Genomic DNA, 25641 nt, shown 5'->3' with positions numbered 1-25641 from the left:
ACGGCAGCGGCCCCCGATGCCGGCAAGGGTCAGGCGCCGGTAGACGTCCGCAAGCTCCAGCTGCCGCCTGCGTCCACGTCTCCCCAGCTCCACACCTCTTCATACACCAGGAGTGTTGTGACAAATACTGGAATAAATACTGGAATCCGCCGCTGCCCATGGGGCAGTGTCCGCTTACATCAGGTGATCCGTTCGTGCCGGGGAACAGGCCGATAGTCTGCGCTGGTGCCTACGCTTGCCGACATCGTCACAGAGCTGGAATCCCGCTACGACCCCCGCTGGGCGGAGTCGTGGGACGCGGTCGGACTCGTCTGCGGAGACCCCGCCGCGGAGGTGCGCAGGATCCTGTTCGCGGTCGACCCGGTGGCCGCCGTCGCCGACGAGGCCCTCGGCTGGGGCGCCGACCTCATCGTCACCCACCACCCGCTCTACCTGCGCGGCACCACGAGCGTCGCGGCCACCACCTTCAAGGGCCGCCTGATCCACACGCTGATCAAGAACGACATCGCGCTCTTCACCGCCCACACCAACGCCGACATCGCCGATCCCGGCGTCTCCGACGCGCTCGCCCGCGCCGTCGGCCTGACCGGCACGCTCGTCCCGCTCATGCCCGCGGCCGACGACCCCAGGCGTGGTCTAGGCCGGATCGGCTCGCTGCCGGGCCCCATCCCCCTCGCCGAGTTCGCCCGGCAGGCCGCGCGCGGTCTCCCCGCCACGGCGGGCGGCCTGCGGGTCGCCGGAGACCTCGGCCGCCCCGTCCAGCGGATCGCGGTCAGCGGGGGATCCGGAGACTCCCTCCTCGGGACGGCCCGCGCCGCCGGAGTCGACGTCTTCCTCACCGCCGACCTGCGCCACCACCCGGCGAGCGAGTTCATGGAGGCCGACGGCCCCGCGCTGATCGACGCCGCCCACTGGGCCACCGAGTGGCCATGGCTCGCCGACGCGGCGCACCATCTGACGTCCGCATCGGCCGCCAGGGGGATTACTGTTGAGACGCGCGTTTCCGAGACGGTCACGGACGCCTGGAAAACAACAGCAAAGTGCGAGGATTTCACGTGAAAGCAGCCCCTGCGGCCCAGAAGCGTCTGCTTGACCTGGCCGAACTCGACTCCGTCATCGACCGGCTGGCCCACCGCCGCCGTACCCAGCCCGAGCTGGCCCAGATCGACGAGCTCTCCGCTCGCGTCGCCCGCATCGCGACACAGGTGATCGCCGCCGAGACCGAGTCCGGAGACCTCGCCAGAGACCAGACCAAGGCCGAGGCCGACGTCGACTCGGTCCGCATCCGCGCCGAACGCGACCAGAAGCGCCTCGACTCCGGCCAGGTGTCCTCGCCGAAGGACCTGGCCAGCCTCCAGTCGGAGATCGTCTCCCTGACGCGCAGGCAGGGCGACCTGGAGGACGTGGTGCTGGAGATCATGGAGCGCCGCGAGGCGGCCGACGCGCAGGTCGCCAAGCTGGTGGCCGAGCGCGACGAGCTCGCGGGCACCCGAGGCGTCGCCGAGGATCGCAGGGACGCGGCCTTCGCCGAGATCGACAAGGAGAAGAACGAGGTCCAGAGCAGGCGCACCGAGGTCGTGAAGGACATCCCGGCCGACCTGCTCGCCCTCTACGGCAAGCTGCGGGAGCAGTTCGGGGTGGGCGCCGCGATGCTCCAGGGCGGCCGCTGCCTCGGCTGCCGCACCAGCCTGTCCATCGCCGAGATCAACCGCATCAAGGCCGCCGCCCACGAGGAGGTCATTCGCTGCGAGGAGTGCCGCCGGATCCTGGTCCGCACCGCGGAGTCCGGCCTGTGACCTTGTACGTCATGGAGGCCGACGGCGGCTCGCGGGGCAACCCCGGGCCGGCCGGCTACGGCGCCGTCGTCAAGGACGCCGCCGACGGCCAGATACTGGTCGAGACCGCCGAGTCGATCGGCACCCAGACCAACAACGTCGCCGAGTACCGAGGACTCATCGCCGGCCTGGCCGCCCTGCTCGCCCTCGCCGGAGACGGCGCGAAGGTCGAGGTCCGGATGGACTCCAAGCTGGTCATCGAGCAGATGGCCGGCCGGTGGAAGGTCAAGAACGAGGGCCTGCGCCCGCTCGCCCTGGAGGCCGCGGCCCTCGCCAGGCGGCTGAAGGTGACCTGGCGCTGGATCCCGCGCGAGAAGAACAAGGACGCCGACCGCCTGGCCAACGAGGCCATGGACGCCGCGGCCAAGGGCCGCATCTGGCGATCCTCGGGTTCCTCCTCTCCCATCGAGGGAGTGAGCGGCGGCCGTACCTCCGGCAGCGGCGCCTCCGGGAGTCGCGCTTCCGGTGGTGCTGTCTCCGAGATCCCTGCCTCCGGCAGCGGCGCCTCCGGCAGCGGCGCCTCCGGGAATGGTGCCCCCGCCACCCTCACCGGTGGAGGGCCCGCCGAGGATCTTCTCCTCTTCGACACCGATGACCTCGGCGCCGGTGACTCCGGTGGCGGTGTCGTCACCCGGGAGCCGGCGGGGCAGGCGGCACGGACGGCCATGCCCACGGGGCGCGGCACCGGCTGGCGCCCGCCTACCTCGGTCGCGACCTCGCTGTACCTGCTCCGGCACGGTGAGACGACGCTCTCCATCGAGCGCAGGTTCTCCGGGCTCGGCGATCCCGAACTCACGCCCAACGGCGTCGCCCAGGGCGAGGCAGCCGCCGCCAGGCTGGCGGGGGAGGCGTACGGCATCCAGGTGATCGTCAGCTCACCGCTGAAGCGCGCCCGCGCCACCGCGGAGATCGTCGCGGCCAGGACCGGTCTTGAGGTCGTCGTCGAGGAGGGGCTGCGGGAGACCGACTTCGGCGACTGGGAAGGCCACACGTTCACCGAGATCCAGCGTCGCTGGCCGGACGAGCTCGCCGCGTGGCTGGCGGACCCGTCCGCCGCGCCGCCGGGTGGGGAGAGTTTCGGGAAGGCGGCGCGGCGGGTCCAGGCGACCGGGGACCTGCTGATCGAGCGCTACGAGGGCAAGACGATCCTCGCCGTCTCCCACGTCACGCCGATCAAGATGCTGCTGCGATTCGCGCTGCTCGCTCCCCTCAGCGCGTTGTACCGCATGCATCTCGACCTGTCAGCCCTGTCCCTGATCGAGTACTACGCCGACGGTCCGGCGGTGGTGAAGGCGTTCAACGACACCTCCCACCTGCGCTGAACCGGCGGTCTCGCGTCCGAAGGAACTCGGCTGTCCCGTCCCGCTTGATTCATATTTCAGCGCAGATGACTTGCCGTTCGGTTGGAGCCCACTTGGGACCCGTTAGGCTTGGAACACGGCGGACGAGCCGGCCGGGCGGCCGCGTCGGGTCTCTTCGGAGACCCGCCGAGGAAGGTCCGGGCTCCACAGGGCAGGGTGGTCGGTAACGCCGACCCGGGGTGACCCGCGGGAAAGTGCCACAGAGAACAGACCGCCTCCCCTCGCGGGGAGGTAAGGGTGAAACGGTGGTGTAAGAGACCACCAGCGCCCACGGTGACGTGGGCGGCTCGGTAAACCCCACCCGGAGCAAGGTCAAGAAGGGGCGCTCTCCGGAGCGTCCCGCGCGCGACGTCTGAGGGCTGCCCGCCCGAGCCGCGCGGGTAGACCGCTTGAGGCCGTCGGCAACGACGGCCCTAGATGGATGGTCGCCTCTTCACGCGAGTGAGGAACAAAACCCGGCCTACAGGCCGACTCGTCCGCCCTTATGGCTTTGACCTGCGACGGAGCAATCATTACTGGTGATCAAAGGTTGGCGTTACCCTGAATGTCGCTTGCCAGCTTGATGGGACCACCTGGTTGCCACGAGGAAGGGACCACCTGGCCGTGTAGTCGATCATAGTGATCTTCCTCGGTTCGTTCCCGGCGACGCCCCGTTGCCGGAGTCGTGATCGGGGTGGATGGTGGGTCGTTGACGCGTCCGGTGAGCGGGTCGCGCCATACCTTCAGGTCGGCCAGTACCTGCTGCGGCGCGTTGTCGGCCCACTGCTCGATCGCGGTCAGCGAGTCGCCGCCCACCGCCGCCGTCGCACAGGCCACCACCGCCAGGGCCGAGACCAGTGAGTGGCGTCGCCCTCTCCGCGAGCGCGGATCGGTAATCAGGGCGAACCGGCCCAGAAGCTCCAGGCGGGCCGAGGAGCCGGCATTCGTTTCCTCAAGCTGCTCGCGGTCGACAGCAGCGATTAGCGATGATGGCGTGACGGGCACGGTTTCCTCTTTGGATCAGACGGCTTCAGAGACCTCTGATCTTCGGGAACCGTGCCCTTCCTCATGCGCGAACTGGGCCGGCCATTACCCAGCCCGTACCGCTGTACCTGGCTTGCACCTCACGCTTGGCCGTGTCAAAGAAATCAAACCCGAAAGAAATTAAACCCGGACGAATCCTCGATGTGCCGGGGCCCTGGTAGCCCCGCGACCTGTATTTTCTCCCGAAACAACCCCTGTTAAAACATGAAGCAGAAATTACGTCCCACATGCTTTTCCCGGCTCGCGCGCAGGATTTCTTTTTCGTAGGAAGAAATAATCTTCCCGCGGCGGGAAAGAAGATATTCCTCTTCTTGTCGCGAACATCTTCGCTCCCCTGAGAAGCTGAAGCCATGCCGCGCAAGGAAAAGTTCGAGTACATTACGCCAGATCGGCTGAGAGCGTTCCTCCCTCGGCATTCCTACTTCGTCTCTCGTGCACTTCTCGCCCTTCGCGATGAGATCACAGCTCACTGTCGGGTACTGGGCGATCAAGGTCGACATGAGGATATTTTTGAGATTAATGTGATCGGTCCGCTGGAGGATGGAGCGATCGATCTCGTCCTGGGGCCGTCACCTCCGTACCCCGAGAAACACGAAGCGTTGGATTCTCTTGGGCTGTACACCACCCAACTCGAAGCGATGGCGCCCATCAATGATCCTCTCGACGCGGTCAGCTTGGAGCAACTGGTCAGCAGGGGGCCGTTGCTGTTGGCGCCGTCAGGGAGTCGATCACGAAAGCCAAGGCGAGGCCGAGATGTCCGATCGCGGAGAAAATGCCATGACGCGCCGCATCCCCATGTTCACCCTCGACGGCGTCCCCGACGCGCGGACGAGCACGCATCCGTTCACCACCCAGGACGGCCTGGGGCTGAGCATGCTCAGGTTCCTCAGGGAGCCGTCCGGCGACGTCGTCCTTGTGATCCACGGGTTGACGACCTCCAGCGACATGTTCATCATGCCCGAGCACCCCAACCTCGTCCGCTACCTCCTGGACAACGGCTACCCGGACGTGTGGACGCTGGACTACCGGATGAGCAACCGGCACCCGTACAACCGCTCGATGCACCGCTTCACCATGGACGACATCGCGCTGTTCGACTACCCGGCCGCGCTGCGCACACTGCGCGCGGAGGTGGGGGACCGGCGGGTGCACGTCATCGCGCATTGCCTGGGCTCGGTGTCGTTCATGATGAGCCTGTTCGGCGGGGCGGTGGACGGCATCGCCGGCGTCATCGCCAACAGCGCCGCGCTCACCCCGAGGGTGCCCGCCTGGTCGCAGCTCAAGTTGACCGTGGCGCCGGCGTTCATGGAGTACGTCCTCGGCTTCCCCTACCTGGACCCCAAGTGGGGCGAGGAGCCGGCGCTCACCCGCGGGTGGCTGTTCTCGAAGGCGGTGGACCTGTTCCACCCGGAATGCGATGAGTCCTCCTGCCACATGCTGAGCCTCATGTGGGGCACCGGCTGGCCCGCCCTCTACGGCCACGACAAGCTGCACGCGATCACCCACGCCCGCAGCGGCGACCTGTACGGCGCCACCGGCCTCCACTACTACCGGCACGTGCTCAAGATGGTCCGGGCAGGCCGCGCGGTGAAGTACGACCCGCGGGACCCCCGGCACAGCGCCCTGCCGGGCGACTACCTGGCGAACGCCGCCGAGATCACCACCCCCGTGCTACTGACCACGGGCGACCGCAACCGCGTCTTCGCCGACTCCAACGTCGTCTGCCACGACCGGCTCAACGCCGTCGCCCCGGGCCGCCACGAGCTCGTCGTCTTCCCCGGCTACGGCCACCAGGACGTCTTCATGGGCAAGAACTGCCACCAGGACGTCTTCCCGGTAATGACCGACTTTCTCAAGCGTCAGGGGGCGTGACCGTGTCCCAGACCTACCGGCCCACCAGCCACGAGGCCTTCCAGCACGGCACGCTGCTCAGTCTCGCCTACGACTGGGAGCGCGTCGCCGACCCGGGCGTCCCGCCGCGCTGGCCGTTCAGGGTCTACCTGCCGCGCGACACCGACGACGTCGTCAGAGCCGTGCGCGAGGCCCGTGACCGCGGCGAGCGGCTGATCGTCCGCGGCCACGGCCATTCCAGCAACAATCTCGTCACCGGCGAGGGCGCCACGGTCCTGCTGACCGACCGGATGAACGAGATCATCAACGTGGACGAGCGCCAGGCGTTCTGCACCATGCAGGGCGGTGCCGTCCTGGCCGACGTGGACGCGCACCTCGCGCGGCGCGGCTGGGGGCTGTCGATCATTGGCGACCACGACCACATCACGGCCGGCGGCTTCGCATCCGTCGGCGGCATCAGCCCCGCGTCCCACCGGTACGGGCTGTTCGTCGACACCGTCACCGAGCTGGAGTACGTCGACTGGGACGGCGAGGCGCACATCTGCGGCCGCGAGCGCGACCCGGACCGCTTCCACCGCGTCCTGGCGGGCACCGGCAGGCACGGCATGATCACCTGGCTCACGGTCGCGATCGTCCGCGTCGACAAGCACCGGACCGTGCTGAAGAACGACCGGCTGCTCACCACGAATCTCGACGACTACATCCGCCGCTCCGGCGAGCTGATCCGCGACCCCGGCGACGCGCTGATGGAGCGCGGCGTCTGGGCCGACTTCCCGACCCCGGCCGGGCCGCTGCGGCTCGGCCAGTTCTCCTCCTATCACGAGACCCCGCAGAACCCGCTCAAATCACTCCTCAACAACGTCGCCTACGGCTACCAGCGGTTCCTCGGCTACTGGGCGGGCCGCCTGCCCTCGGTGGTGGACGAGATCGTCAAGTACCTCGGCATGGCGACGATCATGCTCAGCCCCGCCTACGCCAGCGGCAAGAACATCGAGCGCTTCACCGACCAGGTGCTCGACTCCACCGTCGGCGACCCGACCCGCATGCTCGTCGCCCTGGCCCCGGCCGAGCGCTACGAGTCGCTGTTCAGGCAGTTGTACGAGGCCGCCGTCGAGGAGCGGCGCGCCAGCGGGGGGATCACGTTCATCTCCGTGTACGTGAAGGCGATCCGCTCGGCGTACCTGTCGAGAGGGGACGAGACCAAGCGGCACTGCGAGCTGATGCTCTACGTCGGTGTCAACCCCGAGCAGATGACCGAGAAGATCCTCGAACGCCTGGTGGACCGGGTCGACGACATCGTCATCGACCACGGCGGCTTCCGGTACATGCATTCACGCACCAGCAGCGATCCGGAACGGCGGCGACTGCTGGACCCGAACGCCCGGTACGCCGAGCACGCCACCGAGCCGGTCCCCGGCAAGCCGCGGAAGGGATGATCGCCCATGGCCGCCAGAGCACACCGGCGCGACGAGGACCCGAGTGGCGCGGCAGTCCCCGCGCCGACGCGGCAGAAGCCCGCGAGCCGAGCGGCGGCGACGACCGTACGCGACCGTGCGACGATCGCACGCGACCGTGCGACGACCGCCACGGACGGCATCCGGGCGACAACGGCCGCGGCGGGCGGCCGGTCGGCGGCGACGCGACGGGCAGGGGCGACGGCCGTGGCCGCCAGGCGGGCGCCGGTGCTGCCCGAGCGCAGCGTGCCCGAGCAGGTTGACGCGGGCGCTGGGTTGACCTTCCACGAGAAGATGTCCGGATATTTCGCCATGGGTTATGCGGATCCGCACGAGGGCGCCCGCGCGGGCCGCCGCACCCGGTGGCGGCTCACCTTGCGCGCCACCGTCACGATCGCCGACATCGACGCCTTCGTCGCCGACCCGCTCCACCACGGGACCCTGCGCGGGGAGGTCGAACTGCCGGGCGTCGAACACCGCATCCCGTTCCACGACGGGGTGTTCCGGCTCTTCGCGCCGTCCGGGCGGCCCGACCTCACGCTGCTGGTGTACGAGGCGCCGTTCTCGTACGGCGGGCAGGCGTACTACCTGGCCGGGCGCAAGAACGTACGCGACGACCTGGGCCTGGACCTGTGGCCCGACACGACGACGCTCGACGTGCGGCTGCACCGGGGACCCGACGTCGGCGGCGAGGTGGTGGGGGCCGGGGTGCTGCGGCTGGGTGGCGCCGACCTGGTGGCGCTGCTGCTGTCGATGCGCGCCACGAACGTGGCCTCGCCGGTCGAGGCGGCCCGCGTGCTGGGGACGTTCGGGCTGTTGTTCGCGCGCAGCCTGCGCAACAGCTATCTGCAGTGGCTGCGTGCCTTCATCCTGAAGGAGGGACGATGAGTGCCGAGCCTTTGACACCGTCCACTGAACACGTCGACGCCGTGGTGGTCGGCTCCGGATTCGGCGGATCCGTGTCCGCCTACCGGCTGGCGGAGGCCGGCCTGCGAGTGGTCGTGCTGGAGCGCGGCCGCGCGTACCCGCCCGGGAGCTTCGCCCGCACGCCACAGGAGATGAGCAGGAACTTCTGGGATCCGAGCGAGGGGCTGCACGGCCTGTTCGACATTTGGACGTTCAACGGGTTCGACTCCGTGGTGAGCAGCGGGCTGGGCGGCGGCTCGCTGATCTACGCGAACGTGCTGCTCAGGAAGGAAGAGCGGTGGTTTGTGAGGCGCGAGTCGCTGCCCGGCGGCGGGTACGAGACGTGGCCGGTCACCAGGGACGACCTGGAGCCCCACTACGAGGCCGTGGAACGCATGCTGGGCGCCACCCGCTATCCGCTGCACGCCCCCGCGTACGCCGACACGCGCAAGACCCTGGCGATGCGGCTGGCGGCCAAGAACCTGGGGCTGGAATGGGAGCTACCGCCGCTCGCGGTCAGCTTCTCGGCGGGGCCCGAGGAACCGCCCGGCCTGGGGCTGCCGATCAAAGACGCGGAGTACGGCAACCTGCACGGGCTGCCCCGCCGTACCTGCCGGTTGATCGGGGAGTGCGACATCGGCTGCAACGACGGGGCGAAGAACACGCTCGACCACACGTACCTGTCGGCCGCGAAGGCGGCGGGCGCGAAGGCGGCGGGCGCCGACATCCGCACCCGCTGCGAGGTACGCGGCCTGCAGGCACGGGACGGCGGCGGATACGAGGTCACCTACGTCGAGCACGACGAGGCGAACGAAGGCCGCCGCACGGACACGCATGCGCTGCCGCTCCGCACGATCACCTGTGACCTGCTGATTCTCGGTGCGGGCACGTACGGCACGACGTACCTGCTGCTGCGCAACCACCGCACCCTGCCGGGACTCAACCTGCCCGCGCTCGGCAGGCGCTACTCCGGCAACGGCGACCTGCTCACCTTCCTGCTCCCGAAGAAAGGCTCCGGCAGCGCGCTGGAGGCCAGCCGCGGGCCGGTGATCACCAGCTCGATGTTCGTCCCCGACCGGCTGGACCGCCCGGACGTCATGGGGCGGGGCTTCTACGTGCAGGACGGCGGGTACCCGGGGTTCGTCGACTGGCTGGCCGAGAGCGCGGACGTGACGCGCACGGTGTTCCGGGCGGGCGAGTTCGCGATGCGGGCGCTGATGGCCCGGCTGTTCGGCACCCCTGACACCAGCCTGAGCAGCGAGATCGCGCGCCTGATCGGGGACGGAACGCTGTCGGCGGGCTCGCTGCCCCTGCTCGGCATCGGCCGCGACGTGCCGGATGGCGTGATGCGGCTGCGAGGCGAGCGCCTGCAGGTGGACTGGACGACCGAGACGAGCACGGAGTATTTCGCCCGGGTCCGGCGCACCATGCGCGACATCGCCGACGCGCTGGACGCCCGGTACGTGGACAACCCGCTCTGGTTCTTCCGGAAGATCATCACCGTGCATCCGCTGGGTGGCGCCGCCATCGGCCACAACAGGACCGAGGGCGTGTGCGACCCGTACAACGCCGTGTTCGGCCTGCCCGGCCTGTACGTCGCCGACGGCGCGGCCATGCCGGGACCGGTGGGCCCGAACCCGTCGCTCACCATCGCGGCGTTGGCCGACCGCATGTGCACCCGGCTGCTGGAGAACCGTCCGCACCGGAACCGCCGCCGCGCCCGCACGACCACAGCGACCCCCACGAGCAGCGGGCCCGCGGAAGAAGGGCGGCCGTCGTGAACCGCATCGCCGTCGCGATCGTGCACGGCGTCGAGATCGCCGACCCCGCCTTCGCCGCGGAACCGGCCAGGCTGCTGCGCCGCAGCTTCGCCGCCGAGCTCGGCCTGAGCCCGCTCGACGCCGACAACGCGCTGGTCATCGAGCCCGTCTACTGGGCGCCGCACATCGAGGGCCGGCAGCGCGAGCTGTTCGCCAAGATGTGCGGGGACGACGCCGGAACGTTCTTCGACGACCACCTCGAAGGCATCGTCAAGAGCGTCAACGCGGGATCGGCGGCGTCGCTGGCGCGGCTGCTCGCGTCCCTGGTGCGGCGGACCACGCCCGAGATCCGCACGCTGCACTACCCGACGGCGCGCTGGCTGACGCTGCACTTCGTCGGCGACATCATCGCCTACGACCGGAAGCTCAACGAGGAGAACTACGTCGCCGCGCACCATGTGCTCGCGCAGGCGCTGGCGGTGCTCGCCGACAAGGCGGGTGACCGGGCGCCGCTGTGCGTGCTCGCGCACTCCTTCGGTTCCGTACTGGTCAGCGACTACCTCTACGACCAGCAGGAGACCCTGCGCGGGCGCAAGCTCGTCCCCGACGCGGTACGCGCCGTCATGGGCACCTCGCCGCTCGCCCGGGGTGAGACCCTCGCCTGGCTGTACACGATGGGCAGCCCGCTCGCCCTCTGGAGCCTGCGCAACCCGGACGCCGGCCTGGACCGGCCCATCGACTTCCCCGGCGCCGACATCGCCGGCCGCGGCTCGCGGCTGAGGAGCGAGTGGGTCAACTTCTACGACCGCGACGACGTGATCGCCTATCCGCTGCGGCCGCTCGGCCCCGCCTACGCGCGGCAGGTCACCATGGACCGGCCGGTGACGGTGCGGGGGCCGTGGCCGGTGTTCGCCACGCCGCTGGTCCACCCCTTCTACTGGACCGATCCGCAGGTGATCGACGCCATCGGCGGCTCGCTGGCCGCGGGCTGGCGGAACCTCAACCCGGACTGAGGGACCCGTCGCCGAGCTCGACGCCGCGCAGCGCCGGTCGCGTCCGCGCAGGTGGTGTACGAGTGTTTGAGATCGGTACCTGCGTCGCGCCTGGCTGATCGCCGTTGAAAAGCGCGGCGTAGTCCGTGGGGAAAAGCGCAGCGAGGGCGGTGGAGTGGTTGGGGGCCGCTCACCGGTGTCGCGTCGTGCGGGGTGGAAGGTCAAAAGCGCGGCGAGGGCGGTGGAGTGGTGTGGGGCCGCTCACCGGTAACGCCTCGTGCGGGGTGGGGGCGGGCGTTGGTCGGGTGTGGGTGACCGGGGGCGGGCCGGTGGAGCTCCGGGAGGGGGCAAAGCGGGTCATGGCGGGCGTGGAGGCGGGGCCGTGGTGGTGACGATCGGGGATTTTCCATGATCTGGGTGAGTTGGCACGCTGGGGGCGTGCGGATTCACCCAGATCAAGGAAAGCACAACTCCGGCCCCTCGGGGTGGGCCGCTTTTCGTGGTGGAAGGCCCGGTTCGTCCCCGCACCCGGCCGGGGGCGACCCGTGACCGGACGCCCCGCGGACCTTCGTACCCCGCACGGCGAGAGCCCCGCGCGAGGCGGCGGCGAGCAGCGGCGAGGAGCGGCCCCGAATCCTGCCGCACCGCGGCGGACCCGTACCGATGAGCGGTCTTGGGCCACTCCACTGCCCTCGCTGCGCTTTTGATCTTCGACCCCGCACGACGCGACACCGATGAGCGGTCTTCGACCCCGCACGACGCGACACCGATGAGCGGTCTTCGACCCCGCACGACGCGACACCGATGAGCGGTCTTGGGCCACTCCACTGCCCTCGCTGCGCTTTTGATCTTCGACCCCGCACGACGCGACACCGACGAGCGGCCCTGAACCACTCCACCACCCTCGCCGCGCTTTTCCCCACGGACAACGCCGCGCTTTTCCACCGTGACCGGCTTACCGGACTCGGATGCTCGTACACCACGTCCGTGGACGCGACCGTCAAAGGATGGCAGCGTTCCCGTAGGTCAGGAGGCAGGTCGCTGGCCGGCGTGCAGGTCGTGAGCACGCCGGATCAGAACCCGGCCTACAGGCCGACCCATCCGCCCTTATGGCTTTGACCTGCGACGGAGCAATCACTACGTGCCCGTGTTCCGCGGGATCAGTGGCCGCTGATCCCGGAGGCCGGTTGATGAGCGGCTGCGGTCACGTAGGCGATCGGACCGCCGGACGTGGATTTGAGGCGCTTGCCGAGAAGGAGCTTGGCGATTCGCAGGTCGTCGGCTGTACCGATCGTGATCATGTTGGTGGCCGTGTCGAGGTCGCTGATGTAGCCGGCGAGTCTCGCGTCGAAACGATGACGGGTCAGGCCATTGTCGGTCAGTTTGGTGTCCCAGCTGCTCAGTCCCGTTAGTACGGCGACAACGAATCCGCCGAGTGTCACCGGGAGAATCCCTGCCTGGGCGATCTTTTCCGGTCTCCCCACCCACCATCCGCGCAGCGCCTCCAGCAGGTCCTCAGGTGTCAGATCGGCGTGAAAGCCGATGAAGGGGCGATCTTCATCTGGGACATGCTTCGCCACGTCGACGCGCAACACCGCCATCGTGGCGTTGCCCGTTGTCGTTGACAGGAGGTGATGTAGCGCCACAGCGGAGCGAGCCCGGATCCGTTGCGCCACGTCCGTAGGGATGACCGGCTTGTCGCCGTGTTGACCGACCGCAGGAAGCAGACCCGCAGCAGCGATCTTCTGTAGGGCGGCGCCGGGGAGGTCGAAGCGGACGGCGGCTTGCCGCAGGGTGATGAGGGTCATGGGCTTGTGAGGTCATCTCTCGGCTCGCTGCGTTTGGACTTTCGAAGTCGATCATGTGGAAGTGCGAGTTGTCCAGAAGGGGGGACGCAGGCTGGGACGGCGAGCATTCCAGGCGGTGATGGGGGCGCGACGCGGACGCACGTGTGGATCCCTGCTCACCGTGGAGGTGAATATCGGATCCTCGCCCCGAGGTGTGTCCGGCATATAAAAGCTCTGTCGGATGCCAAGTCGATACAGGAATGATCATATTGATACCTATTGCTATCGATATAATCGTTTTGGATCCTATTCTCCATTTTAGGAGTATCTCTGTGCGTATCCGGTCTCTGCTGACGGCCGCCGTGCTGGCCGCCGGAGTGGTCGTCGTCTCCTCGCCCGCCCACGCTGCGGGCCCTGCCGTTCAGATCACCAAGATCTACTACGATTCGCCCGGCTCGCCGGACTTCGGCGCGAACAGCAGCCTGAACGGCGAGTACGCGCAGATCAAGAACACCACCAGGAAGGCCGTCAGCCTCAAGGGCTGGACCCTCCGCGACAAGACGAAACGGCCGGATCACATCTACACGTTCGGCACGTTCACCCTCGGAGCCGGGAAGACGGTCACCGTGCGGACCGGCAAGGGTAGGAACACCGCCACTACCCTCTACTGGGGCAGGAGCGGAGGAACCTTCGCCTACATCTGGAACCAGGGCCAGGACGCCGCGTACCTGCGGAACGTGTCCGGCACGCTGGTGGACTCCTGCTCGTACAGTTCGACGCGGCACGGCTACAAGATCTGCTGACCTCGGCCGGACATACGAACGGCCCGCGGCAGGTGCCGCCGGGAGGCAGGAAAGGTTGACAGGTTCCGGGTCGAGACCGGCTTGGCCTTCAGCCTGGTGTAACTCCACGAATTAAAGATAGGTGAGCCCCTGGCGTAATAGTTGATCTTGGTCGACAACCCTTCCGTCGGGGGCTTCCTCATTTGCCGATCAAGGCAACTTGGTCGCAATCGGCTCGCGGCCTGCGAGATCAGGTTGGCATGAGTTCGGTATCTCTGCTATCGGCGCACCACATACCAGTACAGCGTCGAAATGTGGATCGTTTCAACGCTTCTCAAACACGCCCTTGGCGTCTTACACTCGGCGTGTATGCAATCCAGCACTTAGAGGTGCAGTTATGCCTGAGCCGGTCATCTTTGGGGTCTACCATCTCGGCAAGCTTGGCTGGAATGCCCGAAAGTGGGCCAAAGAACTGGTGCTCAAGCCATTCACCTACGAGAACAGCACCGGTAAAGATCTCTATTGTGCGATGCATCTGTACTCGACCGACAGTTCGATGGGATGGCTTCACGTTCCCTCTGGAGGCCGGAAGGTGGTGCAGATACCAGTCCCTCGTCTTGGACGAGCATCGGTGATCGTCTATGCCCGTACGTCAGGTGGAAAACGCGAATACGGGGGCAGGGGGCTTTTGGCAACCTCGTTTCATGTCGCGCTTCCCACTGGGGGAGGGAAAATCCGCGAGTCGCACAAGTTCGCAATCGACAACGCCGGTGCGGACTTCGCAAGCTTGCGCATGAACGCTGGGGGAGCCGAAAGACTGGTCAGAGTCGACGGCCGTGAGTTCTATTTCACCGGCCCCCCTACGTACAGGTATCCGCAGGACGTGGAAGCAGCACCCTCCCGGTATGAAATGGGTTACTAGCGCCCCTATAACGAAATAGGAGAAGGTGTGACGGTGCCGGCGTTGCTTGCGATACTCAACGCACGGCCGCGTTGACACGCAGCGAAACGGATCGCCTACCGAGTGGGACTGGGTATGAACGATGCGGGGACGGAGTCGCACTCCTCCACTGACACTGCCGACTCGGGGACCGCTCGCGGCGCCGTCTGGCGGACGAACATTCTTGTCGGGCTCGGCTCGGTCGCCGACATCGCAGCCGTGACGCAGCTGATCACCAGCGGCTCGCGGCAGGGAATACTCGTCGCAGGACTGCTGTCGGTCCTGGCCGGCCTGCTCGGACTGATCCAGCTCTTCGGGCGGCCGGTCGGGCTTCGGGCGATGATGATGGTGATACTGATCGGCACCGGCGCGGGAGTGACCGGTGCGATGATCGAGCAGTACCTCAATGAACCCGCCGACGTCACATCGGCCGCCACTGCGCACTCCTCGCCCTCCCCTTCCTCCTCGGGTATCCCGACGCCTGCCGGCACCACGCCGGCTCCCAGGCCCACACCGTCGGCTCCCAGGCTCACGCCGTCGGCTCCCAGGCTCACGCCGTCGGCTCCCAGGCTCACGCCGTCGGCTCCCAGGCTCACGCCGTCGGACACGACATCTCCACTCACGGCCGGTGAGGTTCTGTACGAGGCCGAGGTCTCCCTGAAGGACCAGGACTACCTGGACGCCGAGACCGGAAAGATCGGCGAGGTGCGGCCGAATGTCAGCGATCTCTGGTACGTCAGCCCCTACCGTGCGCTGTGGACGGCCGGCGGCGGAGCCCTCCCCATCACCCCCATCGACATCGACGGCCGCCCGGACAGCGCTGCGTGCGCGGACGCGCTGGCGACTCACGACTACGGCATGGTGGAGGTCGGCAAGATGAAAGCCGGTGACTGGGCATGCGCGCGCACCGCGGAGGACAATCTCCTCGCGGTCCAGGTCCGCGCCGTGCCGGTGGGCGACGCGCCGCTGGAGATCTCGTACGTCGTCTGGCGCAAGTGACCGCCGCAAGGTCGGCCGAAACCGTTCATGTTCAGGGACTGGCCGGCCTTGTGCGCACCTCCGCGGGGGTAACGGGCCCACGGCGGCGGGTCGCGCCGATGCCTGCCAGGGCTGACCTCGGTGGCGAACCGGGGTCAGGGCGCGCGAACGTACGCGACGCCGAACGTACTGTCGCCACGGGCCCCCGTGGGGGTGTGACACCAGACATAGATGGATAAACGGGGTGGTGCGGCGTACGAGTCGATGGTGCCGAGGTGGCAGTAGCCGCCGCCTGCTCCAGTTGCGGTGACCTGCACGCTGTCGCCGGTTTTGCCCAGCGTGTTCCAGGTCAGACGGTAGTAGCCCACGCCGAGCCGGGCGACCACGGGCACCTCTCCGTTGCCGCTGAACGAGCGGGCCGCGTCCACGACCGGGTCGGCCGGGTCACCGGTGACGCCGACGTAGGCGGCCGGTGTACCCGCGTCCCGGTGCAGACCCGCACCGTCCACGTAGGACAGCAGCCATGGCGAGTCCGCGGGCTGTGCGGTGGCCGCGCCGCCGATCGCGTAGCAGGCCACGGTGATTTCCACCCGGCCCGCGCCGGGCGTGGTGCCCGACGGGTTGCAACGTACCGCTGCCCCGGCGCCGTACGGCGTCACCTGAACGTACCCGGCTCCCGCGGCGAACGCCGTACCCTCCAGGATCACCCGGTACCGCCCGGTGCCCTCACGCAGTACGCGGTTGACGCCACCGCCCGAGTTCACCGTGCCATTGTTGTGGACCGGGTCCACCGTGGCCGTACCCCCGGCGCCGTCGTCGTACCGGACGGTGGCGTAGGGGCGCGTCCCGCCGCTGGGCGCGGCGAAGAAGATCGTGAACCACCAGTCCACCGGCGCGCCGGCTTCGTTGAGGCAGCGCACCCGGATCAGCTCATCCGGGCCGTCGGGAACGTGGCTGACAACCCCGCAGGTACGGCCACGGTACACGGTCCGGTACGCGGTCACGTGTGCGATCCCGGTCGCCGAGGCGACCCCGGGAAGGCGTACCTCGTACTCGCCGGTGCCGGTGTGCACCACGGTGGCGCGCCGGTCCGCGGTGGCAGGGTCGAGTCGGCCGGTGCTCCACTGCCAGTACGGGTTGAGCGGCGTCACCGCACCGATCGGCGCTTCGGCCGTGGTGGCCCGGTCCATGTACGCGTAACCCCAGCGCGGCGCCGCCCCGGGTGCCGTGCTGCTCGCCGCGACCAGCGCGTCGATGACGCGCGCCCGGTGGCGTTTGATCTCCGCCGTGCCCATCTCGGGGACCGGCGCGGGCAGGGCCTGCCCGGCATCCGGCGAGACACCGATGCGGAACCCGAGGCGTGCCCAGTCGTCGGCGCCGTCCAAGGTGTCGTCGTAGCCGTACTCCACCGGGTAGTCGTACCCGTTCGCGACCTTCGCTGTGTCGCCCGGCACGGCCGGCGTCTCGCACCGCCCGTTGAGGCCGGCGTAGATCAGCCCGTACCTGGACAGGTCATCGGTGCCGGGGGAGGGCGCGGTCTCCAGGTCGTCGTTGTTCGGAGGGGTACGGTCCGGGTCGGTGCCCTCGACGCACTTCTGGAACTCGCCGTTGACGTCGACCGCGACCGGAGCGGCGTCGAGCGTGTCGTCGAGGTCCCAGTCCAGCCCGGCCGAGCCGTCGCCCACCCGCAGGGTGCCCTCGTTGTCCCACCACGCCGCCATGGTGTCGGTGCTGATGCCGATACCGGTGTGCTCGTCGAGGCGCCGACGGTCGAGCGGCGGCAGCACGGCCCGGGAGTAGTCGAGCGTGCTCACCTGGTCGAGTGCCACTCGAAGGCGGGTGCCCCCGTCGGTGGCCGGGCCGATCGCCTCTATCCGCGCGCGCCATTCGCTGATGTCCGGCAATCCTACGAACTGGTAGTTGTAGTTCATCACCGACAGGTGGTTCGGTTTGTGGTTGACGTCGTCCGCGCCGCCGTGGCCGAGGCCGAGGGCATGGCCGAGTTCATGGGCGAGCGTCCCGCTCTGCGCCCGTACCGGCACGTCCGGCCAGGTGCCGAGGGTGACCATGAAGTCCCGCCCGTGGCAGCACCATCCGCTGCTGTCGGTGTCGTCGTGCTGGAAGCCCCAGAGGTTGTAGCGGAACAGGTCGGACCGGCCGGGCGTGAAGTTGGCCTCCCGGAAGCGGAGGAAGGGCTTCTGCCCGTCCTGTTCCATGTTGAGCGGCTGCCGGCGCTGCTCCGGGGTGACCGGGATCGCGTCGTCGACGTCCACGAGCAACTGGATGCCGGGCTCCGGCGTGTGGCCGTACGGGCAGGTGGGCCGCGCCGGGCGCGGCGCGGCGTCGAACATGGTGACCACCTCCTCGATCGCCGCGGTGTCCGGCCGGTCGTCGCCGGCGTCCGTACCGTCATCGAGCCAGTCGAGCTCGATCGCGATGGTGCCGCGGCACGGGTCGGCGCCGTGCTCCGGCAGCCAGGTGTCCACTGTGCCGTCGGCGCGGGTGATGCCCTCCAGTTCGACGCGGTCGGTGAGGCCGTCGCCGTCGCCGTCCAGGTCGAGGGTGCTGAAGGTCTGGTTGTCGTTCTTGCGGAACCGGTGCAGGAACTGGCCGGGCGGTGCGGCGCGGTCGATGAGCACCGTGCCCGTGTCGCGGTCCACGATGCGCAGGGCGGCCAGATCCCAGTTGTCGGCACTGATGTCCGGAGCGTCCGAGAGATGGTGGAACACGAACCCGTCGCGCAGGGCGCTCACCGGCAGACACGGTGACAGCACCGCGTTCCAGGTGAATGTGGCATGAGGACGGTCACCGGTGCCGCCCGAATGGAATTGACGCAGCGGCTCGGGGTCGGGCGTGCCGTCGCCGTCGGCGTCCTCGAAGAGGAAGAACGGACCGGTAGGCCGGTCGCCGAGGCGGATCGACTCCAAGGAGTCGTCGCGCAGGCCGTCCCCACCGGTGGTGATGGTGAAGGCGACCCGGCACAGTTCGCCGGGCAGGGCGTGCGCGGTCGGCGGGGCTCCGGCCATCGTCGCCGCCACCGTCAGGATCGTCACCGCCACCATTGCGCCTGGCAGAGCCTTCGAGGGGGTTCGTCCCCACCATGACGTCATGCGCCCGTCCCTCCGCGTGGCTCCGGTACCCCCAAACGCATCGAACCGCGCCATATGACCGGTGACAAGAATCTGAGACGCACCGAATTCTTTGGACAAGTGTCCGCGTTCCTTGATGTGTAGTGAAATCGCCCTCGGGCGACCTGTCTCGCTCACATCCGATATGGGGATGCCCTGCGCAGACACCGTGCCGGTAGGAGGATGCCGTGTCCCTGGGAGATGTGGCCTTCGCGAGACAGGTTCGTTCCCGTCGGGCGAGAGCTCGCCGAGGACGGCTCCGGGTTCATAACGATCGGCGCGTCCGCCGTAACCCTGACCTCCCCGGACGCTGATAAGACGGGCATGCGCCTCCCCGCGGGGTCTCGCCGTCGTCGTCTCCGCCATCTGTCTTCTCGGTCGGCCGGACCGCCCGTATCGGTCGGCTGCAGAGAACCACATCGATGTGTTAACGCTGTCAACGCGAAACATGTCCCGAATCTTCGGGATAGTGTGTACTCTGCTGGAGATGTAGGGACCTACTTACTTACAACATAAGGGCTTGTCGGTCGTCGCTGGGCCCCGTTCCCGGCGCCGGGTGCGTGGAGAGCGAGAAGTCCTGTGAACTTCGAGCAGGTGGCAAGCCGGTTCCGTCTCCTGGGAGCCGTGGGTAAGGGCAACATGGGGGAGGTCTACCGCGCCGAGGACCTCCAGGCGGCCGAAGACGACAGGGATCGCGTGGTCGCGGTGAAGCTGATCCTGCGCAGCCGCTCCGGTGCGATCATCGACTCGTACGCCGACGCCAAGGCGGTCCAGCGGTTCGAACGCGAGGTGCGCATCATGCGCAGGCTCGACCACCGCAACCTCCCGCGCATCATCGACGGCGGGGTGGACGGCACCGGTCTGCCCTACATCGCGATGGAGCTTCTCGACGGGGAGACCCTGCGAGACCTGGTGGGCGAGCATCCGCAGCTGCCCGTCGGCTGGGTCGCGGCGCTGGGCGCTCAGATCGCGGACGGGCTGTCCGCGGCGCACACCGCCGGTGTCATTCACCGCGATCTCAAGCCCGCCAACGTCATGCTGCTGCGCGGTGGAGTGGTCAAGGTCCTCGACTTCGGCATGGGGCGGATCCTCGACGACATCGAGAACGGCAAGGTGACGAGCACGGGTGTCACGGTCGGCACCGCCCGCTACATGGCCCCCGAGCAGTTCCTCGCCGCGACGGTGACCCAGGCGGCCGACCTGTACGCCCTCGGCTGCGTGCTGTTCGAACTCCTCACCGGTGTTCCGCCGTTCCACAGCGAGTCCGCGCACGAGCTCGGCCAGAAACACCTCACCGAACCGGCACCCCCGGTACGGCTGCTCCGCTCCGACGTCCCCGAAGAGATGTCGAGACTCATCGAGCAGCTGCTCGCCAAGGACCCGGCCGACCGGCCCGCCGACGCCGTCGCCGTCCGTGAGGCACTGCTGCCGTTCGCCGTGGGGGAGGAGCACGTTCCCGGCTGGCAGGAGCTCGATCCGGTACGGCACCTCGCGACGGTGCGCGCCGAGAGCCGCCTTCCCCGGCCGGCCACCGACCTCGCGGACACCCCCGAGCCCCGGGCGCCCGGATCCGGGATGGATGTCTTCGGAGTGCACCGCAAGCTCATCAAGGACTACCGCTCGTTCACCGAGGGCGGCACGGTCATCCGCGACGATCGGATCGCGGCCTTCGTCGAGAACGACCTGGATGCCAAGTCCCAGTGGCCCGACCCCTGGCTGTCGCTGAACCCGTTCTTCGCCTCGGGCGGCACCGTTCTCGAACTCGCGACCGAAGGGGTGCTGCACCCGGAGTGCGCGCGCATCTTCCAGGCGGGGAAGACCAAGGACGGTACGGTATGCGACGGTCGTCCGCTCACTCTCCACCGCCACCAGCGTGAGGCGATCGACACCGCCCGGTCCGGCGCCTCCTACGTGCTGACCACCGGCACCGGCTCGGGCAAATCCCTCTCCTACATCGTGCCGATCGTCGACAAGGTGCTGAGGGACCGCGAACAGCAGGGGTCCGAGGCCCGCAAGCGGGTCCGCGCGATCATCGTCTACCCGATGAACGCACTGGCCAACAGCCAGATCAAGGAACTCGACAAGTACCTGCGCGACGGTTACGGCCCCGGCCGCGAGCCGGTCACCTACGCCCGGTACACCGGCCAGGAGGATGAGGCGCGGCGCAAGGAGATCCGTGACAACCCGCCGGACATCCTGCTCACCAACTACGTGATGCTGGAACTGATGCTCACCCGTCCGGGCGACCGGCGCTCTCTCATCAAGATGGCCAAGGGGCTGGAGTTCCTCGTCTTCGACGAGCTGCACACCTACCGCGGCCGCCAGGGCGCCGATGTGGCCCTGCTCATCCGCCGGGTTCGTGAGGCCTGCCAGGCCGAGCGCCTGCAGTGCATCGGCACCTCCGCCACCATCTCCAGCGAGGGCACCGCCGAGGACCAGCGAACGGCCGTCGGCCGCGTCGCCACCACCCTCTTCGGCACCACAGTGGGCTCTGAGAACGTCATCGGTGAGACGCTGGTGCGCGCCACCGACGAAGCCCCCGACAGGGTTCCGGTCGAGCGCCTCCGGGCTCCGGGGGCTCCGCGCGCCTACGCCGACCTGGTGAAGGATCCCCTCGCCCGCTGGATCGAGACCCGCTTCGGCCTCGCCACGGACGAGGCGGGGCGCCTGGTCCGGCAGAGACCCGCCAAGATCGAGGAAGCGGCCCTCGAACTCGCCGAGGACAGCGGGCTGACCGCGGCCGAATGCGCGCGGGCGATCCGCCGCACGCTGGAGGCCGGTTCCGAGGCCGGGAACCCCGTCACCGAGCGCCCCCTGTTCGCCTTCCGGCTGCACCAGTTCCTCTCCAAGGGCGACACCGTCTACGTCACCCTTGACGACAAGCCGGCCCGTCACCTGACGCGCGACTACCAGCTCGTCCAGCCCGGTTCGGACGGCAAGATCCTGCTGCCGCTGGCCTTCTGCCGCGAGTGCGGTCAGGAGTACCCGACCGTGTGGCGCACCGAGAAGAACGGCCGCGTCGTCTACGAGCCGCGCCGGGACACCGCCGCCACCGGTGGCCGCGCCGGGGACGGCTACCTCTACGTCGACTCCGACCGCCCCTGGCCGAGCACGCCGGAGGAGGCCATCGCCGATCGCTGGCTGCCCGAGTCCTGGCTGGAGATCGACGAGCGGGGACAGGAGGTCGTGCGCGCCTCCTACCGGGTGCGGCTGCCCAGAGCCGTCACCGTCGACCCGTACGGGGTCGAGGGGCAGGGCGAGCTGAAGGCGGCCTTCATCCCCTCACCGTTCCTCTTCTGCATGCACTGCGGAGTGAGTTACGAGCAGGTCAGGGGAAAGGACTTCGCCAAGCTCGCGACCCTCGACCAGGAGGGCCGCTCCTCGGCGACCTCCCTCGTCTCCGCCTCCATCGTCCGCTCGCTCAAGGAGGTCCCCGCCGAGGCACTCAAGGAAGCGGCCCGCAAGCTGCTCACCTTCGTCGACAATCGGCAGGACGCCTCTCTCCAGGCCGGTCACTTCAATGACTTCGTGCAGATCGTCCAGCTGCGCGGCGCCCTCTACCAGGCGGCTGTCGAGGCGGGCGAGGAGGGCGTCAACCACGAGGAGCTCGCCTCCCGCGTCTCGGTCGCCCTGGGCCTGGAGCTCGCCGACTACGCCGGCAGCGCGGACCTGCCTCCTTCGATGGCACGCAACGCCGCGAAGACCCTGCGGGACGTCATCGCCTTCCGCCTCTACCTGGATCTCGAACGCGGCTGGCGCATCACCATGCCCAACCTGGAGCAGACCGGCCTGCTGGAGATCCACTACGAGGACCTGGAGTGGCTCGCCGAGCAGCAGGACCGGTGGTCCGAGACTCACCTGAAGCTGCGTGAGGCGGCCCCGGGCCAACGTGCCGAGATCATGCGGGCACTGCTCGACGAGATGCGCCGCGCCCTCGCCATCGACGTGCAGCACTTCCGCGAGGACTTCGACACCCTCCAGCGCGCCAGCGAGGAGCGCCTCGTCGACCCCTGGGGGCTCGCCGCGGGTGACCGTCCCAAGGTCGGCACCGCCTACCCGCAGGGCTCCAGGCCCGGCCTGGACCGCTCGGGTCTGTTCCTGTCCGGCCGGGGCAAGTTCGGCAAGTACCTGCGGCGGGTGCACTTCGGCAAGGATCTGCCGGTTGACGACACCCAGCTGATCATCGTGGAGCTGCTGAAGGTGCTCGCCAGAGCCGGGCTGGTCAAGGAGATCGCCGCGGCCCCGCAGCGCGCTGGCCGCTTCCGGGGCACCTCCGGCCCGACCATCACCGGTTACCGGATCTCCGCCGCGGCCCTCATCTGGCGGGCCGGAACAGGGGAGACCGGCACCCACGACCCGCTGACCCGCACCTACGCCAGCGGCGACGGCCCCCGCGTCAACGCCTTCTTCCGTGACCTCTACCGGGGTGCGGCCGGTGCTCTCAGCGGCCTCGTCGCCCGCGAACACACCGCCCAGGTCACCCCGGAAGAGCGGGAGAGGCGCGAGGAGGCCTTCCGTAGCGCGAAGCTGAAGCTTCTCTACTGCTCGCCGACGATGGAGTTGGGCGTCGACATCGCCGAGCTCAACGCCGTGATGATGCGCAATGTGCCGCCCACCCCGGCCAACTACGCCCAGCGCAGCGGCCGGGCCGGTCGGTCCGGGCAGCCCGCACTCGTCACCACCTACTGCGCGACCGGAAACAGCCACGACCAGTACTACTTCCGCCGCTCCGAGCGCATGGTCGCGGGAGCCGTCGCCCCGCCCCGTCTCGACCTCGCCAACGAGGACCTGGTCCGCTCCCACGTCCAGGCCATCTGGCTGGCCGAGGCCGGGCTCAAACTGGGCAACGCCATCCCCAACATCATCGACATCGGCTATGCCGAGGACGCACGCATCCCCAACCCCAAACTTGCCCTGCAGGACCACATCGCCGAGGCCCTGCGCGACACCGTTGTGCAGGAGCGCGCGGTGCAGGCCGCACACAAGGTCTTCGGTGGACTGCTGACCGACTTCGCGGCCACCGCCTGGTGGTACAACGAGTGGATCGAGGACAAGGTCCGTGCCGCTCCCGCGCAGTTCGACCGGGACCTTGACCGCTGGCGTGGCCTGTTCAGAGCGGCCCTGGTCGACCAGGCCGAGCAGAACCGGCGGGTCCTGGACCACACCCTCTCCGAGCGCGACCGCAAGATCGCCGTCGGGCGCCGCCGGGAGGCCGAGACCCAGCTCAACCTCCTCAAGAACGAGAGCGCGGACAGCAAGTCGGTACTCTCCGACTTCAACCCCTACCGCTACCTCGCCGGCGAGGGCTTCCTGCCCGGCTACTCCTTCCCGCGCCTGCCGCTCGCCGCCTACATCCCCACGGTCGGCAGCCGGTTCGGCGACGGCGACTACCTCCAGCGCCCCCGCTTCCTGGCCATCCGCGAGTTCGGGCCCGGAGCCCTCGTCTACCACGAGGGCGCCCGCTACCAGGTCACCCGCATCCAACTGCCGCCGGACGCGACGGGCGACGTCGTCACCAGTAGCGCACGCAGGTGCGCCGGTTGCGGCTACCACCACGACATCCACGACCGCGTCGACCGCTGCAAGATGTGCGACGAGCCGCTGGGCGAGACCACGTACGGGCTGCTTCAACTGCACACCGTCTACACCAAGCGTCGCGAGCGGATCTCCTCCGACGAGGAGGAGCGCCGCAAGGCGGGTTTCCGGCTGGTGACCTCCTACAGCTTCCAGAAGCATGGCGAGCGTTCGGGCCGTCAGGACGCCCTCGTCTTCGAGGCCGGAAACAAACTCGCCACCCTGTCCTACGGGGACTCGGCGATCGTCCGCATCACCAACGTCGGCCGGGTACGGGCCAAGCCGAACGAGCCGGACGGCTTCTGGCTCGATCCCGCCGACGGCCGCTGGATGAACGAGCGCGACGCCGGTGAGGCCTCCGGCGACTCCGGTGAGATGCCCGTCATCGACGCGGACGGCAATGAGAAGCGCCGCAAGAAGCGGGTCATCCCCTACGTCCAGGACAGCCGCAACATCCTGGTGCTGAAGCTGGACGAGCCGCTGGACGAGCCTGTCGCGCTCTCGCTCATGTACGCGCTGGAACGCGGCATCGAGGCCGCCTTCGAGCTGGAGGACTCCGAGCTGAGCAGCGAACTGCTGCCGCCCGACGACGGTCCCCGCGACCGGATGCTGTTCACCGAGGCCGCCGAAGGCGGTGCCGGTGTGCTGCGCCTGATGCAGTCCGAGCCCGGCGCGCTCGCCCGCGCCGCCGCAGAGGCCCTGGCCATCTGCCACTTCGACGCCGACGGCACCGACCTGGGCGGAGCGCACCCCGACCGTCCCTGTGCCAAGGGCTGCTACGAGTGCCTGCTCACCTACGGCAACCAGTTCAACCACGCCTTCATCGACCGACACTCGATGCGTGACCTGCTGCTCCGGATCGCGGGTTCGACGGCCCGTACGACCGGCCGGGGCGAGTCCCGTTCGGAGCAGCTGGCACGGCTGACCGCGCAGTCGGACACCGCGCTGGAGGCCAGGCTCATCACCTGGCTCAAGGAACGAGGGCTGCGCCTGCCCGACGAGGCGCAGACCCTCGTCGCCGAGGCGCGTGCCCGGCCCGACTACGTCTACCGGCTGCCCGGCGTCAACGTCGCGGTCTTCGTCGACGGCCCCGTCCACGAGCACGCCTCGGTCGCCGAACGCGACCGCGAGGCGGAGGACCGGCTGATCGACAAGGGCTGGGACGTGGTCCGGTTCCCCCACGACGCCGACTGGTCCGCCATCGCGGCGGAGTTCAGGCGTTACTTCGGGACCGGTGCCTGAACCGGAGAACCGGCAACGATCAACTACC

16 protein-coding genes and 1 other RNA gene are annotated in these 25641 nt (G+C 68.7%); 13 read left to right on the top strand and 4 right to left on the bottom strand.

Annotation, left to right across the window (positions count from 1 at the left end):
- Nucleotides 1-225: 225 nt before the first annotated feature.
- The 4 genes from OG884_RS04260 (at nucleotide 226) to rnpB (ending at nucleotide 3675) form a co-directional block, all read left to right on the top strand.
- Nucleotides 226-1059 carry a Nif3-like dinuclear metal center hexameric protein gene (locus OG884_RS04260; RefSeq protein ID WP_326642354.1) on the top strand — a complete coding sequence of 278 codons (834 nt, stop codon included), beginning with the start codon at nucleotides 226-228 and terminating at the stop codon, nucleotides 1057-1059.
- The gene (locus OG884_RS04255) at nucleotides 1056-1796 is read left to right on the top strand and encodes a zinc ribbon domain-containing protein (protein ID WP_326642351.1); all 741 of its coding nucleotides are present in this window, start codon (nucleotides 1056-1058) and stop codon (nucleotides 1794-1796) included. The genes OG884_RS04260 and OG884_RS04255 overlap by 4 nt, the downstream gene beginning before the upstream one ends.
- Nucleotides 1793-3157 carry a bifunctional RNase H/acid phosphatase gene (locus OG884_RS04250; protein WP_326642349.1) on the top strand — a complete coding sequence of 455 codons (1365 nt, stop codon included), beginning with the start codon at nucleotides 1793-1795 and terminating at the stop codon, nucleotides 3155-3157. The genes OG884_RS04255 and OG884_RS04250 overlap by 4 nt, the downstream gene beginning before the upstream one ends.
- A gap of 123 nt (nucleotides 3158-3280) precedes the next feature.
- Nucleotides 3281-3675: RNase P RNA component class A (rnpB, locus tag OG884_RS04245), an RNA gene on the top strand.
- 43 nt (nucleotides 3676-3718) lie between these two features.
- On the opposite strand, the gene OG884_RS04240 is transcribed toward rnpB, so the two are convergent.
- Complete coding sequence (locus tag OG884_RS04240; protein WP_326642347.1) at nucleotides 3719-4180, bottom strand: transposase family protein; 462 nt, start codon at nucleotides 4178-4180, stop codon at nucleotides 3719-3721.
- Between the two features lie 236 nt (nucleotides 4181-4416).
- Nucleotides 4417-4719, bottom strand: a complete 303-nt coding sequence (locus tag OG884_RS04235; RefSeq protein ID WP_326642345.1) for a hypothetical protein — start codon at nucleotides 4717-4719, stop codon at nucleotides 4417-4419.
- Nucleotides 4720-4996: 277 nt separating this feature from the next.
- Between OG884_RS04235 and OG884_RS04230 the strand changes: the two genes are divergently transcribed.
- The 5 genes from OG884_RS04230 to OG884_RS04210 are packed head-to-tail and all read left to right on the top strand — an operon-like array spanning nucleotide 4997 to nucleotide 11203.
- Nucleotides 4997-6091, top strand: coding sequence for an alpha/beta hydrolase (locus OG884_RS04230; RefSeq protein ID WP_326642343.1), 1095 nt, complete (start codon nucleotides 4997-4999; stop codon nucleotides 6089-6091).
- The gene (locus tag OG884_RS04225) at nucleotides 6088-7506 is read left to right on the top strand and encodes an FAD-binding oxidoreductase (protein ID WP_326642341.1); all 1419 of its coding nucleotides are present in this window, start codon (nucleotides 6088-6090) and stop codon (nucleotides 7504-7506) included. Before OG884_RS04230 ends, OG884_RS04225 begins: the two co-directional genes overlap by 4 nt.
- Before the next feature lie 6 nt (nucleotides 7507-7512).
- Nucleotides 7513-8412: a hypothetical protein gene (locus OG884_RS04220; protein ID WP_326642339.1), complete on the top strand. Its 900-nt coding sequence runs from the start codon at nucleotides 7513-7515 to the stop codon at nucleotides 8410-8412.
- Entirely contained in the window at nucleotides 8409-10211 is a 1803-nt protein-coding gene (locus tag OG884_RS04215; RefSeq protein WP_326642337.1) for a GMC family oxidoreductase, read from the top strand. The genes OG884_RS04220 and OG884_RS04215 overlap by 4 nt, the downstream gene beginning before the upstream one ends.
- Nucleotides 10208-11203, top strand: a complete 996-nt coding sequence (locus tag OG884_RS04210; RefSeq protein ID WP_326642335.1) for a hypothetical protein — start codon at nucleotides 10208-10210, stop codon at nucleotides 11201-11203. Before OG884_RS04215 ends, OG884_RS04210 begins: the two co-directional genes overlap by 4 nt.
- A gap of 1139 nt (nucleotides 11204-12342) precedes the next feature.
- Here the strand turns inward: OG884_RS04210 and OG884_RS04205 are convergent.
- Nucleotides 12343-12990: a hypothetical protein gene (locus OG884_RS04205; RefSeq protein ID WP_326642333.1), complete on the bottom strand. Its 648-nt coding sequence runs from the start codon at nucleotides 12988-12990 to the stop codon at nucleotides 12343-12345.
- 311 nt (nucleotides 12991-13301) lie between these two features.
- On the opposite strand from OG884_RS04205, the gene OG884_RS04200 reads away from it, so the two are divergent.
- From OG884_RS04200 to OG884_RS04190, 3 genes are all read left to right on the top strand, one after another.
- Entirely contained in the window at nucleotides 13302-13772 is a 471-nt protein-coding gene (locus tag OG884_RS04200) for a lamin tail domain-containing protein (RefSeq protein WP_326642331.1), read from the top strand.
- A gap of 376 nt (nucleotides 13773-14148) precedes the next feature.
- Nucleotides 14149-14673: a hypothetical protein gene (locus OG884_RS04195; protein WP_326642329.1), complete on the top strand. Its 525-nt coding sequence runs from the start codon at nucleotides 14149-14151 to the stop codon at nucleotides 14671-14673.
- Nucleotides 14674-14787: 114 nt separating this feature from the next.
- Complete coding sequence (locus OG884_RS04190; protein WP_326642327.1) at nucleotides 14788-15690, top strand: hypothetical protein; 903 nt, start codon at nucleotides 14788-14790, stop codon at nucleotides 15688-15690.
- A 134-nt stretch (nucleotides 15691-15824) separates the two neighbouring features.
- Here the strand turns inward: OG884_RS04190 and OG884_RS04185 are convergent, their stop codons facing one another.
- Nucleotides 15825-18722, bottom strand: a complete 2898-nt coding sequence (locus OG884_RS04185) for a hypothetical protein (RefSeq protein WP_326642325.1) — start codon at nucleotides 18720-18722, stop codon at nucleotides 15825-15827.
- 654 nt (nucleotides 18723-19376) lie between these two features.
- Here OG884_RS04185 and OG884_RS04180 point away from each other — a divergent pair.
- Entirely contained in the window at nucleotides 19377-25613 is a 6237-nt protein-coding gene (locus tag OG884_RS04180; protein ID WP_326642322.1) for a protein kinase domain-containing protein, read from the top strand.
- The last annotated feature ends 28 nt before the right edge of the window (nucleotides 25614-25641 follow it).

Origin of the sequence: Streptosporangium sp. NBC_01755, assembly GCF_035917995.1 — a bacterium.
Taxonomy (GTDB): Bacteria; Actinomycetota; Actinomycetes; order Streptosporangiales; family Streptosporangiaceae; genus Streptosporangium.
This window is presented reverse-complemented; position numbering and strand designations above follow the sequence as displayed.

Excerpts from the sequence above, each read along its gene's own strand:
- OG884_RS04235 (WP_326642345.1), bottom strand. The coding sequence starts at position 4,719 with ATGTCGACCTTGATCGCCCAGTACCCGACAGTGAGCTGTGATCTCATC.
- OG884_RS04230 (WP_326642343.1), top strand. The coding sequence starts at position 4,997 with ATGACGCGCCGCATCCCCATGTTCACCCTCGACGGCGTCCCCGACGCG.
- OG884_RS04220 (WP_326642339.1), top strand. The coding sequence starts at position 7,513 with ATGGCCGCCAGAGCACACCGGCGCGACGAGGACCCGAGTGGCGCGGCA.
- OG884_RS04215 (WP_326642337.1), top strand. The coding sequence starts at position 8,409 with ATGAGTGCCGAGCCTTTGACACCGTCCACTGAACACGTCGACGCCGTG.
- OG884_RS04205 (WP_326642333.1), bottom strand. The coding sequence starts at position 12,990 with ATGACCCTCATCACCCTGCGGCAAGCCGCCGTCCGCTTCGACCTCCCC.
- OG884_RS04195 (WP_326642329.1), top strand. The coding sequence starts at position 14,149 with ATGCCTGAGCCGGTCATCTTTGGGGTCTACCATCTCGGCAAGCTTGGC.
- OG884_RS04190 (WP_326642327.1), top strand. The coding sequence starts at position 14,788 with ATGAACGATGCGGGGACGGAGTCGCACTCCTCCACTGACACTGCCGAC.